Origin of the sequence: Achromobacter sp. GD03932 (assembly GCF_029839485.1) — a bacterium.
In the GTDB taxonomy this organism is placed as follows: Bacteria; Pseudomonadota; Gammaproteobacteria; order Burkholderiales; family Burkholderiaceae_B; genus Achromobacter; species Achromobacter bronchisepticus_A.
Window position 1 is genome coordinate 140301 of sequence record NZ_JAOCAT010000003.1, and the last position, 15127, is coordinate 155427.

At 66.0% G+C, this 15127-nt stretch carries 13 protein-coding genes; 8 read left to right on the top strand and 5 right to left on the bottom strand.

From position 1 onward, the window contains the following. Positions 1-199 precede the first annotated feature (199 nt). From aroG to glcF, 5 genes are all read left to right on the top strand, one after another. Positions 200-1273 carry a 3-deoxy-7-phosphoheptulonate synthase AroG gene (gene aroG / locus N5C88_RS03960; RefSeq protein WP_059379168.1) on the top strand — a complete coding sequence of 358 codons (1074 nt, stop codon included), beginning with the start codon at positions 200-202 and terminating at the stop codon, positions 1271-1273. A 107-nt stretch (positions 1274-1380) separates the two neighbouring features. Then, positions 1381-2790: an FAD-linked oxidase C-terminal domain-containing protein gene (locus N5C88_RS03965; RefSeq protein ID WP_280014718.1), complete on the top strand. Its 1410-nt coding sequence runs from the start codon at positions 1381-1383 to the stop codon at positions 2788-2790. A gap of 204 nt (positions 2791-2994) precedes the next feature. Then, the gene (locus N5C88_RS03970) at positions 2995-4494 is read left to right on the top strand and encodes an FAD-linked oxidase C-terminal domain-containing protein (protein WP_059379164.1); all 1500 of its coding nucleotides are present in this window, start codon (positions 2995-2997) and stop codon (positions 4492-4494) included. Between the two features lie 11 nt (positions 4495-4505). Next, the gene (glcE, locus tag N5C88_RS03975; RefSeq protein WP_118932200.1) at positions 4506-5612 is read left to right on the top strand and encodes a glycolate oxidase subunit GlcE; all 1107 of its coding nucleotides are present in this window, start codon (positions 4506-4508) and stop codon (positions 5610-5612) included. 6 nt (positions 5613-5618) lie between these two features. Beyond that, positions 5619-6863 (top strand): glycolate oxidase subunit GlcF, encoded by a 1245-nt coding sequence (gene glcF, locus N5C88_RS03980; RefSeq protein ID WP_059379160.1) that lies wholly within the window; start codon positions 5619-5621, stop codon positions 6861-6863. Between the two features lie 36 nt (positions 6864-6899). Here the strand turns inward: glcF and N5C88_RS03985 are convergent, their stop codons facing one another. The 5 genes from N5C88_RS03985 to N5C88_RS04005 all read right to left on the bottom strand — a co-directional run bounded on the left by N5C88_RS03985 (position 6900) and on the right by N5C88_RS04005 (position 11941). Continuing rightward, a complete protein-coding gene (locus tag N5C88_RS03985; RefSeq protein ID WP_059379158.1) occupies positions 6900-8339 on the bottom strand; it encodes an NAD(P)(+) transhydrogenase (Re/Si-specific) subunit beta in 1440 nt (479 codons plus the stop codon). Continuing rightward, positions 8336-8653: an NAD(P) transhydrogenase subunit alpha gene (locus N5C88_RS03990; protein WP_013392581.1), complete on the bottom strand. Its 318-nt coding sequence runs from the start codon at positions 8651-8653 to the stop codon at positions 8336-8338. The genes N5C88_RS03985 and N5C88_RS03990 overlap by 4 nt, the downstream gene beginning before the upstream one ends. Before the next feature lie 4 nt (positions 8654-8657). Then, complete coding sequence (locus N5C88_RS03995) at positions 8658-9776, bottom strand: Re/Si-specific NAD(P)(+) transhydrogenase subunit alpha (RefSeq protein ID WP_059379156.1); 1119 nt, start codon at positions 9774-9776, stop codon at positions 8658-8660. Between the two features lie 231 nt (positions 9777-10007). Continuing rightward, positions 10008-10883 carry an N-formylglutamate amidohydrolase gene (locus N5C88_RS04000; protein ID WP_118932202.1) on the bottom strand — a complete coding sequence of 292 codons (876 nt, stop codon included), beginning with the start codon at positions 10881-10883 and terminating at the stop codon, positions 10008-10010. A 68-nt stretch (positions 10884-10951) separates the two neighbouring features. Then, positions 10952-11941: a tripartite tricarboxylate transporter substrate binding protein gene (locus N5C88_RS04005; protein ID WP_059379151.1), complete on the bottom strand. Its 990-nt coding sequence runs from the start codon at positions 11939-11941 to the stop codon at positions 10952-10954. A 192-nt stretch (positions 11942-12133) separates the two neighbouring features. On the opposite strand from N5C88_RS04005, the gene gcvA reads away from it, so the two are divergent. From gcvA to N5C88_RS04020, 3 genes are all read left to right on the top strand, one after another. Beyond that, the gene (gcvA, locus tag N5C88_RS04010; RefSeq protein WP_059379149.1) at positions 12134-13060 is read left to right on the top strand and encodes a transcriptional regulator GcvA; all 927 of its coding nucleotides are present in this window, start codon (positions 12134-12136) and stop codon (positions 13058-13060) included. Positions 13061-13067: 7 nt separating this feature from the next. Next, on the top strand, positions 13068-14186 hold the full coding sequence (gene mnmA / locus N5C88_RS04015; protein ID WP_280014719.1) for a tRNA 2-thiouridine(34) synthase MnmA: 1119 nt from the start codon (positions 13068-13070) through the stop codon (positions 14184-14186). Between the two features lie 112 nt (positions 14187-14298). After that, positions 14299-15117 carry a sulfite exporter TauE/SafE family protein gene (locus N5C88_RS04020; protein WP_054451099.1) on the top strand — a complete coding sequence of 273 codons (819 nt, stop codon included), beginning with the start codon at positions 14299-14301 and terminating at the stop codon, positions 15115-15117. Positions 15118-15127: the final 10 nt, after the last annotated feature.

Sequence of the window (15127 nt, forward strand, 5' to 3'; positions counted from 1 at the left end):
GAAATTCGCGTCCCCCGCCTTTTATTTTTATTTTTATGGTTTTCTGAAGCCGCTGGCGGAGGAAGGGACGCGCTCAATCTGAAGTTTGGAAAGAATCCCCCCAAAAAAGCCGCCAGCGAACTGGCGGCTTTTTTTGCGCCGCCAGTTGAGGAAACCATCTCGGGAACATCCCCGCGGCGGGCAACCCAGGAGCAGTACCGTGTCACACAATACCGACGACCTTCGCATTCGAGAAATCAAAGAGCTGAACCCGCCCGCGCACGTCATGCGCGAGTTCGCCTGCACCAAGGAGGCGTCCGACACCGTGTTCGCCGCCCGCCAGGGGATGCACCGCATCCTGCACGGCATGGATGACCGGATGATCGTCGTGATCGGTCCTTGCTCCATCCACGACACCCGCGCGGCCATCGAATATGCGAAGCGTCTGAAGCCTGTGCGCGACCGGCTGAGCGCCGACCTGGAAATCGTGATGCGCGTGTACTTCGAGAAGCCGCGCACCACCGTGGGCTGGAAGGGTTTGATCAACGATCCGGATCTGGACGGCAGCTTCGACATCAACAAGGGCGTGCGCGTCGCCCGCGAGCTGCTGCTGGACATCAACAGCATGGGACTGCCGGCGGGTTGCGAGTTCCTGGACATGATTACGCCGCAGTACATCGCGGATCTGGTCTCCTGGGGGGCGATCGGGGCTCGGACGACGGAAAGCCAGGTGCATCGCGAGCTGGCATCGGGACTGTCGTGTCCGGTGGGGTTCAAGAACGGCACCGACGGCAATGTGAAGATCGCGGTCGATGCGATCAAGGCGGCCTCCCAGCCGCACCATTTCCTGTCGGTGACCAAGGGCGGGCATTCCGCAATTGTGTCGACGGCCGGCAACGAGGACTGTCACGTCATCCTGCGCGGCGGCAAGACGCCGAACTACGACGCGGCCAGCATCGAAGCGGCCTGCCAGGACATGTCCAAGGCCGGTCTGGCGCAGCGCATCATGATCGACGCCAGCCACGCCAACAGCAGCAAGAAGCCCGAGAACCAGCCCTTGGTCATCGAAGACGTGGCGCGCCAGATGGAAGCGGGCGACAGCCGCCTGGTGGGCGTCATGGTTGAAAGCCACCTGCTGGGCGGCCGCCAGGACATGGTGCCTGGCACGCCGCTGGTCTACGGCCAGAGCATCACCGACGGCTGCATCGACTGGGACGCCTCGGTCGCTGTGCTCGAGCGTTTGGCTCATGCGGTGCGCGAACGCCGCCGGGTCGCCCTTACGACCGGCAAGTAAGTCCCTGGTAAAACTGAGGGCCACTAGCGCCTGGCGGTTTGCGGCGCGGCGCGCGCGGCGGCGTAGAATAATCGGATCAACCAATCTAACCCAGGATCACGCTGATCATGAATGCCCCCATGCATGCCGAAACGCTGCGCCGTCCGGTGCCGGCCGCTTGTCTGGATGCTTTGCGCGCGCGCTTTGGCGACCGCCTGTCCGAATCTGCCGCGATGCGCGACCATCATGGCCGCGATGAATCTCCCTATCCGGCCATGCCGCCGGACGCCGTGGTCTTCGCGCACACGACCGAGGAAGTGGCCGAGATCGCCAAGCTGTGCAACGAGCATCGCGTTCCTTTGATCCCTTATGGCGCGGGTTCTTCGCTCGAAGGCCACATCCTCGCGATCCAGGGCGGCATCAGTCTTGACCTGTCGCAGATGAACAAGATTCTTGCGATCAACGCCGAGGACCTGACCGCCACCGTGCAGGCTGGCGTGCTGCGCAAGCAGCTCAACGACGAAATCCGCGATACCGGCCTGTTCTTTCCGATAGATCCGGGCGCCGACGCCAGCCTGGGAGGCATGGCGGCCACGCGCGCTTCCGGCACCAATGCCGTGCGCTACGGCACCATGCGCGAGAACGTCATGTCGCTGACCGTGGTGACTGCGGATGGACGCATCGTCCGCACCGCGGGCCGCGCCCGCAAGTCCTCGGCCGGCTACGACCTGACGCGCATCTTCGTCGGCAGCGAAGGCACCCTGGGCATCATCACCGAAGTGACGGTGCGCCTGTATCCCCAGCCTGAAGCCGTGTCGGCCGCGGTCTGCAACTTCCCGACGCTGGATTCGGCGGTGCAGAGCGTGATCGAGATCATCCAGATGGGCGTGCAGATCGCCCGCGTTGAATTCATGGACGCCGCCAGCGTGCGCGCGGTGAACCTGCACAGCAAGCTGACGCTGCGCGAAACGCCGCTGCTGGTGTTCGAGTTCCACGGCAGCCCGGCCGGCGTGCAGGAGCAGGCCGAGATCGTACAGGCGATCACGACCGATCACGGCGGCATGGATTTCGAATGGGCCGAACGTCCCGAAGACCGCAGCCGCCTGTGGACCGCCCGCCACAATGCCTATTTCGCGGGCCTGCAACTGCGCCCCGGCTGCCGCGCCAGCACCACCGACGTCTGCGTGCCGATCTCGCGCCTGGCCGATTGCGTGAGCGAGACGGTCGAGGAACTGGACCGCGCCAGCTTCCCCTACACGATCGTGGGCCACGTGGGCGACGGCAACTTCCATGTGCTGATGCTGCTCGATCCGGACAGCGCCAAGGAATGGGAAGAATCCGAAACCATCAACCACAATCTGGTGCGCCGCGCGATCGCCGCCGACGGCACCTGCACGGGCGAGCACGGCGTGGGCCTGCACAAGATGCAGTTCATGGCTGAAGAGCATGGCGAGGACGCCCTGGATCTGATGCGCAGCCTGAAGCACGCGTTTGATCCGAACAACATCCTCAATCCTGGCAAGATCGTGTCCTGGTAAGCCTGCTTCGGCAGCGCAGCCGACTTCCGAAGCCGACGGCGCGCCGTCGGCTTTTTTCTTGCCATCCTCAGGCGTGAACGAGCGGGGCGGCCACGCTGCGCGGCGAGAGATTACGGCTGGTTACTTATCTGGCATGCCATAGGTGCACGGATGCGGGTAAATCCCGGTCTGCTAGTGGCGGGCGCTCGCGCTATTGTTGCGCTCATGAATTCATTGGTCGAAACCGGCCTGGCACAAGTGCAGGCGCCTTATTCTTTGCAGCAGCTCATCGAGGCGTTGTCGGCCGTGTTGCCCGCGCACTGCGTGTTGTTCCGCGAAGAAGATACGCGCCCCTACGAGTGCGATGGCCTCTCCCTATATCGCGCGCTGCCTGCGGTCGTCGCCCTGCCCGAAACGGAAGAGCAGGTACAGGCTGTCATGCGCGTCTGCAAACGCCTGAATGCGCCGATCGTCGCGCGCGGCGCCGGCACCGGCTTGTCCGGCGGTGCCATGCCGCACAGCCGCGGCGTGTTGCTCGGCTTGTCCAAATTCAATCGCATCAAGCACATCGACCTGGCCAGCGCCACGGCCATCGTGCAGCCCGGCGTGCGCAACCTGGCGATCTCGGAGGCGGCCGCGCCCTACGGGCTGTATTACGCGCCTGATCCTTCCAGCCAGATCGCCTGTTCCATCGGCGGCAACGTGGCGGAGAACTCCGGCGGCGTGCATTGCCTGAAGTATGGGCTGACCGTGCACAACGTGCTGCGCGTGCGGGTCGTGACGATCGATGGCGATGTGGTTGAACTGGGCTCCGAAGCGCCCGATGCGCCGGGCCTGGATCTGCTGTCCGTCTTCATCGGTTCGGAAGGCATGCTGGGCGTGGTCACGGAGGTGACGGTCAAGCTCATTCCCAAGCCGGCCTGCGCGCAGGTCGTCATGGCCAGCTTTTCCAGCGTGGAAGCGGCGGGCAATGCGGTCACGCAGGTGATCGCGGCCGGCATGATACCCGCGGGTCTGGAGATGATGGACCGTCGTGCGACGCACATGGTCGAACCCTTTGTGCGCGCCGGCTACGACATGGACGCGCAAGCCATCCTGCTGTGCGAATCGGACGGCACGCCCGAAGAGGTCGAGCACGAGATTGCGCGCATGGAGGCCGTGTTCCGCGAGGCCGGAGCCACGCGCTGCCAGGTCTCGTCGTCAGAGGCCGAGCGCCTGAAGTTCTGGGCCGGCCGCAAGAATGCCTTCCCGGCCGCGGGGCGCGTATCGCCCGATTACTATTGCATGGACGGCACGATACCGCGCCGCCATCTGGCGCGCGTGCTGGGCGCCATCGAGCAGATGGAAGACGAATTCAGCCTGCGCTGTGCCAACGTCTTTCACGCAGGCGACGGCAACCTGCATCCGTTGATCCTGTTCGATTCAAACAAGCCGGACGAGGTGGAGCGCGCCGAGAAATTCGGTGCCGCCATACTCGAGCTGTGCGTGCAGGTAGGAGGGACCGTGACTGGAGAGCACGGTGTGGGTATGGAGAAAATAAATCAAATGTGCGTGCAATTCTCTCGCGAAGAACTCGACGCGTTCCTGGCGGTCAAGCGGGCCTTCGATCCGCCCTGCCTGCTCAATCCTGAAAAAGTCATCCCTACGCTGGCCCGCTGCGCCGAATACGGCAAGATGCACGTCCACGCGGGAGAGTTGCGCTTCCCCGATCTCGCCCGTTTCTAGGACCTGTCCTTATGGATTTCGTCCTGTCGGAATTGTGCGACCAGGTCATGACGGCCCGTGCCGGCCACAAACCCCTGTTCGTGATGGGCGGGGGCAGCAAGGCGTTCTATGGCAATTACCGCCCGGTGACGCCGCAGGACGGCCACTGCCTGCTGGACATGACACCCTATCGCGGCATCGTCAGCTACCACCCGTCGGAGCTGGTGGTGACGGTGCGCGCGGGTACGCCGCTGGCCGAGCTCGAAGCCGCGCTGGCCGAGAACGGGCAGATGCTGGCCTTCGAGCCGCCGCATTTCTCGGCGTCCGCCACGGTCGGCGGATGCGTCGCGACGGGGCTGTCAGGCCCGCGCCGCATGAGTGCCGGCGCGCTCAAGGATTTTGTCCTGGGCGCGCAACTGCTGGATTCGGAAGGCCGCATCCTCTCGTTCGGCGGCGAGGTCATGAAGAACGTGGCGGGCTATGACGTGTCGCGCCTGTTGGCCGGTTCGCACGGCATCTTCGGCGCCATACTCGAAGTGTCCTTGAAGGTCGTGCCGCGGCCGATGGAAGAGATCACCCTGGCGCTGCCGGCGACGCAGGCTCAGGCCTTGGCCAGCTTCGCCCTGTGGCGCGGCAAGCCCCTGCCGATCTCGGCCACCAGCTGGAGCGGCGGCGATGAGGGCGCCGAAGGCCAGATGGCCGTGCGCCTGTCAGGCGCGCCGCCCGCGATCGCCAGCGCCCGCCAGCTAATAGGCGGCGCGCCAATGGCGCCCGAGGCTGCGCAGGCCTGGTGGCGGTCGCTGCGCGAGCAGACGCATTCCTTCTTCACGCCGGGCCGGCCCTTGTGGCGCCTGGCGTTGCCGCCCACCGCCGCCGCGTTGGGACTGGGGCCGACCTTATTGGAGTGGGGGGGAGGCCAGCGCTGGCTGTCGGGTGAGCAAGACGCCGCCACGCTGCGCGAGACCGCCGAGCGGCTAGGCGGCCACGCCACGCTGTTCCGCGCCGGGCAGGGCAAGCCGCCTGCCGACGGCGTATTCCATCCGCTGGCGCCCGGGATCGCTTCGATCACGCGCCGCCTCAAACAAGAGCTCGATCCGGCCGGCCTGTTCAACCCCGGCCGCCTGGTCCTGGATCTATAGGGCATCATGCAAACCAATCTGGCATCCTGGGCACGCGATACCGATCTGGGCAAGGAGGCCGACGCCATCCTGCGGCGTTGCGTGCACTGCGGCTTCTGCACCGCGACCTGTCCGACGTATCAGGTGCTGGGCGACGAGCTGGACAGCCCGCGCGGACGCATCTATCTGATCAAGCAGGTGCTGGAGGGCGCCGAGCCCACGCAGTCCACGCAGCAGCACCTGGACCGCTGCCTGACTTGCCGCAATTGCGAGACCACTTGCCCGTCCGGCGTCCAGTACGGCCATCTGGTGGATATCGGCCGCAAGATCGTCGAAGAGCGCGTGCCGCGCAGCTGGGCCGACAAGACCAAACGCACCTTGTTGCGCAAGACCATGCTGTCGCCGCTGTTCGCGCCCGCGATGCGGCTGGGGCAGGCGGTGCGCGGCATGCTGCCGGAGGCGCTCAAGCGCAAGGTGCCGGAGCGCCGCGCGGCGGGGCCGCTGCCGCAGGTGGCGGGCCATGCGCGCCAGGTGCTGATGCTGGCGGGCTGCGTGCAGCCCGCCATGATGCCGACCATCGATGCGGCCACCATCCGCGTGCTGGACGCGGTGGGCATAGGCGCGCGCATCGCCCCCGGCGCCGGCTGCTGCGGCGCGGCCAGTTTCCACCTGGACGCGCAGGACGATGCGCTGGCGCAGATGCGCGCCAACGTTGATGCCTGGTGGCCGCTGCTGCAGGATGGCAAGGTCGAGGCCATTGTGATGAACGCGTCCGGCTGCGGCGCCATGGTCAAGGAGTATGCGCATCACCTGCGGCACGATCCGGCCTACGCGCAAAAGGCTGCGGACATCGTGGCGCTGGTGAAGGACGTGGCCGAGATCGTCGCGCCGCATGCGGCGCAACTGCGTTCGCGGCTGCCGGCGGGCACGCGCGCGGCCTTCCATCCGCCATGCACGCTGCAGCATTGGCAAGGCCTGCGGCCGCTGTCGGAACAATTGCTGGCGGATCTGGGTTTTGCATTGCAGCCATTCGCCGACAAGCACTTGTGCTGCGGTTCGGCGGGCGCCTATTCGGTGTTGAATCCGGAGATCGCGCTGGAACTGCGCGACCGCAAGCTGGGCGCGATCGCCGCGGGCGGACCGGACGTGATCCTGTCCGCCAACATCGGCTGCATCGGCCACCTGCAAAGCGGCACCGACACGCCGGTGCGGCATTGGATCGAAGTGGTTGACGAACAGTTGCGCCAGCCTGCGGGCCAGCGCGGCGCGTAGGCGCCGGACGCCAGGCGGCATCCGGCGCCGGGCGTTTTACTCCACGGCCTTGACCATGTCTTCAAGCACCTTCTTGGCGTCGCCGAAAACCATCATCGTGCGGTCCATGTAGAAGAGCTCGTTGTCCAGGCCCGCGTAGCCCGAAGCCATGGACCGCTTGTTCACGATCACGGTGCGGGCCTTGTAGGCTTCCAGGATGGGCATGCCGGCAATGGGCGACTTCGGGTCGTTCTTGGCGGCCGGATTCACCACGTCGTTCGCGCCCAGCACCAGCACCACGTCGGTTTGGCCGAACTCGCTGTTGATGTCTTCCATTTCGAAGACCTGGTCGTAAGGCACTTCGGCCTCGGCCAGCAGCACGTTCATGTGGCCGGGCATGCGTCCCGCCACCGGGTGGATGGCGTACTTGACGGTCACGCCGCGCTCGGTGAGCTTTTCAGCCAGTTCCTTCAGCGCGTGCTGCGCGCGCGCCACCGCCAGGCCGTAGCCGGGAACGATGGTCACGCTTTCCGCGTTGGTCATCAGGAAGGCGGCGTCGTCGGGGCTGCCCGACTTGACGCTGCGCTGCTGCGCATCGCCCGCCGCGGCGCCCGCGCCGGCCTGGCCGCCGAAGCCGCCCAGGATGACGTTGAAGAACGAGCGGTTCATCGCCTTGCACATGATGTAGGACAGGATCGCGCCCGAAGAACCCACCAGCGAACCGGCGATGATCAGCATGGGGTTGTTCAGCGAGAAGCCGATGCCGGCTGCCGCCCAGCCCGAGTAGCTGTTCAGCATGGACACCACCACCGGCATGTCGGCGCCGCCGATCGGGATGATGATCAGGACGCCCAGCACGAAGGCGATGAGCGTCATGATGACGAACGGCGTCCATTCCTGTGTGAGCATGAACCAGATGCCGCATGCCAGCATCAGCAGCGCCAGCGCCAGGTTCAGCATGTGCTGGCCCGAGAACACCACCGGCGCGCCCTGGAACAGGCGGAACTTGTACTTGCCCGACAGTTTGCCGAAGGCGATGACCGAACCCGAGAACGTAATGGCGCCGACGAAGGTGCCGATGAACAGCTCGAAGCGGTTGCCGGTGGGAATCGGCACGCCGACGGGCACGATGCCGAAGGCATGCGGTTCGGCCACCACGGCCACCGCAATCGCGACCGCCGCCAGGCCGATCATGCTGTGCATGAAGGCGACCAGCTCGGGCATCTTGGTCATCTCGACGCGCTTGGCCATCAGAGTGCCGATGGAGCCGCCCACCAAGAGGCCCAACACGACCCAGCCCAGGCCGATGGTGGCGGCGCCGTCGCGCGCCAGCCCGACGATGAGCGCGGCCGTGGTCAGCACGGCGATCGCCATGCCGGCCATGCCGAACGCATTGCCCAGCCGCGACGTGGTCGGATGCGACAGGCCCTTGAGCGCCTGGATGAAGCAGACCGAGGCGATCAGGTACAGCAGGGTGACGAGGTTCAGCGAGATCATTTCGCTTCCTCCTTGCCTGCCTTGCGGTCCTTCTTCTTGAACATTTCCAGCATGCGCCGGGTCACGAGAAAACCGCCGAACACGTTGACCGCGGCCAGCGCCACGGCGAACACGCCCATGCCGCGCGCCAGCCCGCCTTCGGTCAGCGCGGCCGCCAGCATGGCGCCCACGATGATGATGGCGGAAATGGCATTGGTGACGGCCATCAAGGGCGTGTGCAGGGCGGGGGTGACGTTCCACACGACGTGGTAGCCGACATAGATGGCCAGCACGAAGATGATGAGATTCATCAGGGTGGGGTTGATCGCTTCCATGCTGTTAGTTCCTCCGCGCCACGTTGCCGCCTTCGCACACCAGGCAGGCCGCGACGATTTCATCGTCGCGCTGGATCGCCAGCGCGCCGTCCGCATTGATGATGAGCTTCAGGAAATCCTGGATGTTGCGCGCATACAGCGCCGAAGCGTCGGTCGCGACCAGGCCGGGCAGGTTGGTCAGCCCGATGATCGTCACGCCGTGCTTTTCCACCACCAGGCCTTTCTCGGACAGCGGGCAATTGCCGCCGCGTTCGACTGCCAGGTCCACCAGCACCGAACCCGGCTTCATGGCCGCGACGGTTTCCGCGGACACTAGCGTGGGGGCGGGGCGGCCGGGAATCAGCGCCGTGGTGATGACGATGTCGGCCTGCTTGCAGCGCTCGGACACGAGCGCGGCCTGCCGCGCCATCCAGGCGGGCGGCATGGGCCGGGCGTAGCCGCCCGTGCCTTGCGCGATCTCGCGTTCTTCGTCCGTCTCGAAAGGCACGTCGATGAACTTGGCGCCCAGCGATTCCACCTGTTCGCGCGCGGCGGGGCGCACGTCCGAGGCTTCGACCACCGCGCCCAGCCGCTTGGCGGTGGCGATGGCCTGCAGCCCGGCCACGCCAGTGCCCAGCACGACGGCGCGGGCGGCCTTCAGCGTGCCCGCGGCAGTCATCATCATGGGTATGAGGCGGCCGTAGTGGTGCGCCGCCAGCAGCACGGCCTTGTAGCCGGCCAGGTTGGCCTGGGAGGACAGCACGTCCAGGCTCTGGGCCCGCGTGATGCGGGGCGCGGCTTCCAGCGCGAATCCGGTGAGTCCGGCGGCGGCGATCTGCTGGATGCCTTCGGCGTCGAAGGGATCCAGCATGCCGACCACGACGGCCCCGGATTTCATCTGGGGCAGTTCCGCGGCAGAAGGCGCGCGCACCTTCATGACGAGTTCTGCCCCCAGCGCATCCTGGGCGGTGCCGAGCGTGGCGCCCGCTGCCTCATAGGCTTCGTCGAGATAGCGGGCGGCAGTGCCTGCCCCGCGCTCCACGATGACGGTGTGTTTCCCGCCTACGTACTTCTTGACGGTCTCCGGTGTTGCTGCGACACGAGTTTCCCCGTCTCGGGTTTCTTTTGGTATCCCGATGTGCATCTACGCCTCTCCTCATTAGTTGGCATCAGTTATACACGGGAAAGTGCAAGGAAAGGTGTCTCGCCCCTGGGAAGCGAGGGGGAAGAGTACGGGGGGGCGCAGGACCGTCAATGCCCGGCGGCAAGCCAAAAAAAACCCCATGGCGAACCATGGGGCTGGGGTCTTGCAACCCAATTGCTCCGGCCGGTCTGACGTTGATGCCGGCCGGCACCTGCGCGCAAACGTCCGGCGTCAAGCCGTTTGCGCGCGAGTCCAGGTGATCAGCGCGGCGGTGAGTTCGCGCAGATCGGCCTTCAGGCGGCCGTAGTTTTCGGAAGGACGCAGCGAGACTTCGTCCATGTAGAGCTTGCGGTTGATCTCGATCTGCAGGCTGTGGCGGCCTTCTTCGGGGCGGCCGAAGGCGCGCACCAGTTCCACGCCCTTGTAGGGATCGTTGACGGTGACGTTGTAGCCGCGTTCGCGCAGCCAGGCGGCGATGAATTCGCGGAAGGCCGGGTCGCTGGTGCTGCCGTCGCGGTCGCCCAGCACGAAGTCGGGGTGCACCAGGCCCGGGCGGTCGGTGGCGTAGGCGCCGGCGATGCTGGGCATGGAGTGGCAGTTGATGTGCCAGACCTTGCCGAACTTCTTGTGGGCGGCGTCCAGCACCTGGCCCAGCGCGGCGTGGTAGGGCTTCCAGCAGGCGTCGATGCGGTGGCGCACTTCCGCGACCGTCAGCTTGCGGTTGTAGAGCGGCGTGCCGTCGTCCAGCATGCGCCAGATCAGGCCCTTGCCCAGCTTGACCTTGGGCGAGGCGTTGATGGCGTCGGGCCAGGCGGCGTCCAGCAGCAATTCGTCGATTTCGTCGGGCGAGCGGTTGGCGTCGATGTAGGCGCGCGGGAACGCGGCGGCAATCATCGGTACGCCCATTTCGATGGCGTCGCCCCACAGGTCGTCAACCCAGGTGTCCTCGGCGGTGCGCAATGCGCCAAAGTCCACCGCAGCCGCGAAATCGGGGGGGTAGGCGGTGCCGCTGTGCGGGGAGTCCAGCACGAGGGGAGCCGAGGAGTCCGAATCAGGATATTGCTGCGGGAGGTCGAGCCGGTAAGACAGGGGTTGGGTAATTCGCATAAGGGGGTGTTGCGTTCGTTAATCGGAGGTCCTCGCGCACCGGGCGGCGCGCGAGGACCGAAGACCGCTTAGTCGATCTTCACGTTGGCTTCTTTGGCGATGCGCTTGTTCTTGGCGATTTCAGCCGAGATCTGCGCCGCGAATTCGGCCGGAGTGTTGGCGGCCGGCGCCGCGCCCAGGGCTTCCAGGCGGCTCTTGACGTCGGCTTCGGCGCTGACCTTCTGCACGGCGGCGTTCAGCTTGTCCAGCACGGGCTGGGGCAGCTTGGCGGGAGCCACCAGGCCGAACCAGGACGCGTCGTTCACGGCCGGCAGGCCGGCTTCGGCGAACGTGGGCACGTCGGGCAGGGCGGCCACGCGCTTGGGCGAGGCCACGGCCATGGCGATCAGGCGGCCGGACTGCACGTGCGGCAGCGAGGAGGGCAGGTTGTCATACATGACGTCGACCTGGCCGGCCAGCGCGTCGTTCAGCGCCGGGCCCACGCCGCGGTACGGCACGTGCATCAGGTTGGTGCCCGAAGCCATCTTGAACAGCTCGCCCATCATGTGCGAAACCGAACCGTTGCCGGCCGACGCGTAGGTCAGCTTGCCCGGCTCGCTCTTGGCCAGCTTGATGAAGTCGGCGATGTTCTTGGCCTGGACCTTCGGGTTGATGGTCATGATGTTGGGCACGGCCGCCAGGTTCGAGACGGGCGTGAAGTCCTTCTCGCCATCGAACGGCAGGTTCGGGTAGATGGCCGGGTTGATGCCGTGGGTGCTCACGGTGGCGATGCCCAGGGTGTAGCCGTCCGGCGCGCTGCTGGCGACGAAGGCGCTGCCGATCGAACCGCCGGCGCCGCCGCGGTTTTCCACCACGACGGTCTGGCCCAGTTCCTTGCCGAGCTTGTCGGCGAACAGGCGGCCGACGATGTCGGTGGTGCCACCGGGCGGGAAGGGAACGATCAGGCGGATGGGCTTGGTCGGATACGCGTCTTCAGCGTGCGCGATACCCGAGGTCAGCGGCGCGGCGAGGGTCGCGGCGGCGACGCACAGGCCCAGTACTACTTTACGGCGTTGCATGGATTCCCCTAATGAATTGGAAAGCGGATGCGCAAAGGCAGACGCAAACGCAACGATTCTTTCCTGGCGGTCCGGTTTGCGCAAACGAAAGTTTCTCCGTAAGCTATGACTTTTTTTCATGCCTCTTTTCGCGGCGGCCCGGAGTCGGGCTGTTTTTGCTGCGCGGCCTGAAACAATTTGCGTACCTCATCCATGCGGCGATTCTGTCCCTCACTCACGGATCTCCAGGCGTTCGAAGTCGCCGCGAGACATAGCAGCTTCACGCGCGCGGCCCAGGAATTGTGTGTCACGCAGGGCGCGGTCAGTAAGCAGGTGAAACATCTGGAGGAGTTCGTCGGCATCGAACTATTCCTGCGGATCAGGCAAGGCCTGGTCCTGACCGAGGCCGGACGCAGCTACCTGACCAAGATCCAGGCCGGGCTGGGGCAGATCGAAGCCGCCACCGTGGAACTGATCGCGCACCAGGGGCAGGGCGGCACGCTCAACCTGACCTGTATGCCGACCTTCGGGGCGCGCTGGCTGATCCCGCGCCTGACCGCCTTCATGCGCCTGCGGCCGGACATCCACGTCGAATTCCTGCCTCACCGCCAGGGCTATGACTTCTCCACCCCTGAACTGGACGCCGCCGTGCGCTTCGGCGAAGGCATCTGGCCGGGCAGCGGGGCGGACTACATCGTCGGCCGCGAAATTCTGCCGGTCTGCAGCCCGCGCCTGATCCCGGGCGGCTGTGCGGCGCCCGCGGACCTGCTGGCCTATCCGCTGCTGCACCACACCTCGGCGCTGGAAGGGTGGCGCGACTGGTTCGAGCAGGCCGGCTGCGATACCCGGCGCAGCCTGGAAGGCGCGCGCTTTGACCAGTATGCGCTGCTGTCGCAGGCCGCCGCGGCTGGCTTCGGCGTGGCGCTGATTCCGCGCTGCCTGATCGAAGACGAGCTGCGCGACGGCAAGCTGGCCGTCGCCATCCAGCTGCCGATCCGGGCGCGCATGGGGTACTACCTGTGCTACCCGGAGCAGAAGGCCAATCTTCCGACCCTGCAGGCTTTCCGCACCTGGCTGATGGAAGTGTCGCGGGCCGCCGAGCCGCAGCCGCGGGAAGATGCGCGGACCGATCTAAAATAGTCCCATCATGAGTCAAAAACTTACCAAGAAAGGCCGCGTTGTCGTCGGCATGTCCGGCGGGGTCGATTCTTCGGTCACCGCCTGGCTGCTCAAGCAGCAAGGCTACGAGGTCGTCGGCCTGTTCATGAAGAACTGGGAAGACGACGACGATTCCGAATACTGCTCCACCCGCCAAGACCTGCTGGACGCCGCCAGCGTCGCGGATCTGGTCGGGGTCGAGTTCGAGTTCGTCAATTTCGCCGCCGAATACAAGGACCGCGTGTTCGCGGAGTTCCTGCGCGAGTACTCCGCGGGCCGCACGCCGAACCCGGACGTGCTGTGCAATGCCGAGATCAAGTTCAAGGCCTTTCTGGACCACGCCATGGCGCTGGGCGCCGAGCACATCGCCACCGGCCACTACGCCCGAGTGCGCGAGGTGCCGGCCGAGGGGGGCGGCACGCAGTTTCAACTGCTCAAGGCGCTGGACGCGTCCAAGGACCAGAGCTACTTCCTGCACCGGCTGAACCAGGCGCAGTTGTCGCGCACCATGTTCCCGCTGGGTGAGATCCACAAGACCGAGGTGCGGCGCATTGCGCACGAGATCGGCCTGCATAACGCCGCCAAGAAGGATTCCACTGGCATCTGCTTCATCGGCGAGCGGCCGTTCCGCGAGTTCCTGAACCGCTATCTGCCGACCGAGCCTGGCCCGATCATGACGCCGGAAGGGCAGAAGGTCGGCCGCCACGAAGGGCTGTCGTTCTATACGCTGGGCCAGCGCAAGGGCCTGGGCGTGGGCGGGGTGAAGGGGCGCCAGCGCGAGGACGGTACGGCCGAAGCCTGGTACGTGGCGCGCAAGGATCTGGAGCGCAATGTGCTCTACGTGGTGCAGGGGCATGACCACCCCTGGCTGTTGTCGGGCGAGCTGCGGGCGCAGGACGCGAGCTGGGTCGCTGGTCACGCGCCGGCCGCGGGCGCCTATGGCGCCAAGACGCGCTACCGTCAGGCCGATGCCGCGTGCAGCCTGGAAGGCGCTGCCGACGGCACCTTCAGCCTGAGCTTTACCGAACCGCAGTGGGCGGTCACGCCCGGACAGTCCGCCGTGCTTTACGATGGCGAGGTTTGCCTGGGCGGCGGCATCATCCTGTAGGTGTAGGCGCCGCGCCGGCATCCGCCGCGCGGCGTGCGCGGATTTCAATCAAAGCCCCTGGGGCGCGGCCCCTGGGGCTTTGTTCATTACCAAGAAGAAAGAGGAGAGAGTTGTGGATGTAACGATGGTGATTTGCCTGCTGGTGCTGGGCGGCGTGGTGGGTTTCGCCGCGGGCCTGCTGGGCATAGGCGGGGGCATGTTGCTGGTGCCTTTCCTGACGATGCTGTTCGCGTGGAAGGGCATGCCTGCCGACCTGGTGGTGCACGCCGCCATCGCCACGTCGATGACCTCGATCCTGTTCACATCCATTTCCAGCGTGCGGGCGCACCAGCAGCGCGGCACGATCAAATGGAACATCGTCTGGGCGATGGCCCCGGGCATCATCATCGGCGGCCTGCTTTCGGGCGGCGCGGTCTTTGCCGCGCTGAGCACGCTGTGGCTGTCGCTGTTCTTTGCGCTGTTCGTCGGCTATTCCGGCTGGAGCATGCTGCAGAACAAGAAGCCCAAGCCCAGCCGCCAGATGCCGGGAGTGGTGGGCACCAGCGCGGCCGGGGCGGGCATCGGCTTTTTGTCCGGCCTGGTGGGCGCGGGCGGCGGCTTCCTGTCGGTGCCTTTCATGGTCTGGTGCAACGTGGCCCTGCACAACGCGGTGTCGACCTCGGCCGCGCTGGGCTTTCCCATTGCGCTGGCCAATAGCGTCGGTTATGTGGTGTCGGGCCTGAACTCGGGCGAAACGCGTCCGGGCATGCTGGGCTACATCTACTGGCCGGCCCTGATCGCACTGGTGTGCACCAGCGTGCTGACGGCGCCCTTGGGCGCGCGCATGGCGCACCGCCTGCCGGTGCAGACGCTCAAGCGCGTGTTCGCCTGCCTGCTGTTCGCGCTGGCCGCGTACATGCTGTTCAAGGCCTGGCAGACGTTCAACGCCTGAGCCGGACAGG

Excerpts from the sequence above, each read along its gene's own strand:
- N5C88_RS03990 (WP_013392581.1), bottom strand. The coding sequence starts at position 8,653 with ATGGAAGCGATCAACCCCACCCTGATGAATCTCATCATCTTCGTGCTG.
- mnmA (WP_280014719.1), top strand. The coding sequence starts at position 13,068 with ATGAGTCAAAAACTTACCAAGAAAGGCCGCGTTGTCGTCGGCATGTCC.
- N5C88_RS04005 (WP_059379151.1), bottom strand. The coding sequence starts at position 11,941 with ATGCAACGCCGTAAAGTAGTACTGGGCCTGTGCGTCGCCGCCGCGACC.
- gcvA (WP_059379149.1), top strand. The coding sequence starts at position 12,134 with ATGCGGCGATTCTGTCCCTCACTCACGGATCTCCAGGCGTTCGAAGTC.
- N5C88_RS03970 (WP_059379164.1), top strand. The coding sequence starts at position 2,995 with ATGAATTCATTGGTCGAAACCGGCCTGGCACAAGTGCAGGCGCCTTAT.
- N5C88_RS03995 (WP_059379156.1), bottom strand. The coding sequence starts at position 9,776 with ATGCACATCGGGATACCAAAAGAAACCCGAGACGGGGAAACTCGTGTC.
- N5C88_RS03965 (WP_280014718.1), top strand. The coding sequence starts at position 1,381 with ATGAATGCCCCCATGCATGCCGAAACGCTGCGCCGTCCGGTGCCGGCC.
- N5C88_RS04000 (WP_118932202.1), bottom strand. The coding sequence starts at position 10,883 with ATGCGAATTACCCAACCCCTGTCTTACCGGCTCGACCTCCCGCAGCAA.
- glcF (WP_059379160.1), top strand. The coding sequence starts at position 5,619 with ATGCAAACCAATCTGGCATCCTGGGCACGCGATACCGATCTGGGCAAG.
- N5C88_RS03985 (WP_059379158.1), bottom strand. The coding sequence starts at position 8,339 with ATGATCTCGCTGAACCTCGTCACCCTGCTGTACCTGATCGCCTCGGTC.
- glcE (WP_118932200.1), top strand. The coding sequence starts at position 4,506 with ATGGATTTCGTCCTGTCGGAATTGTGCGACCAGGTCATGACGGCCCGT.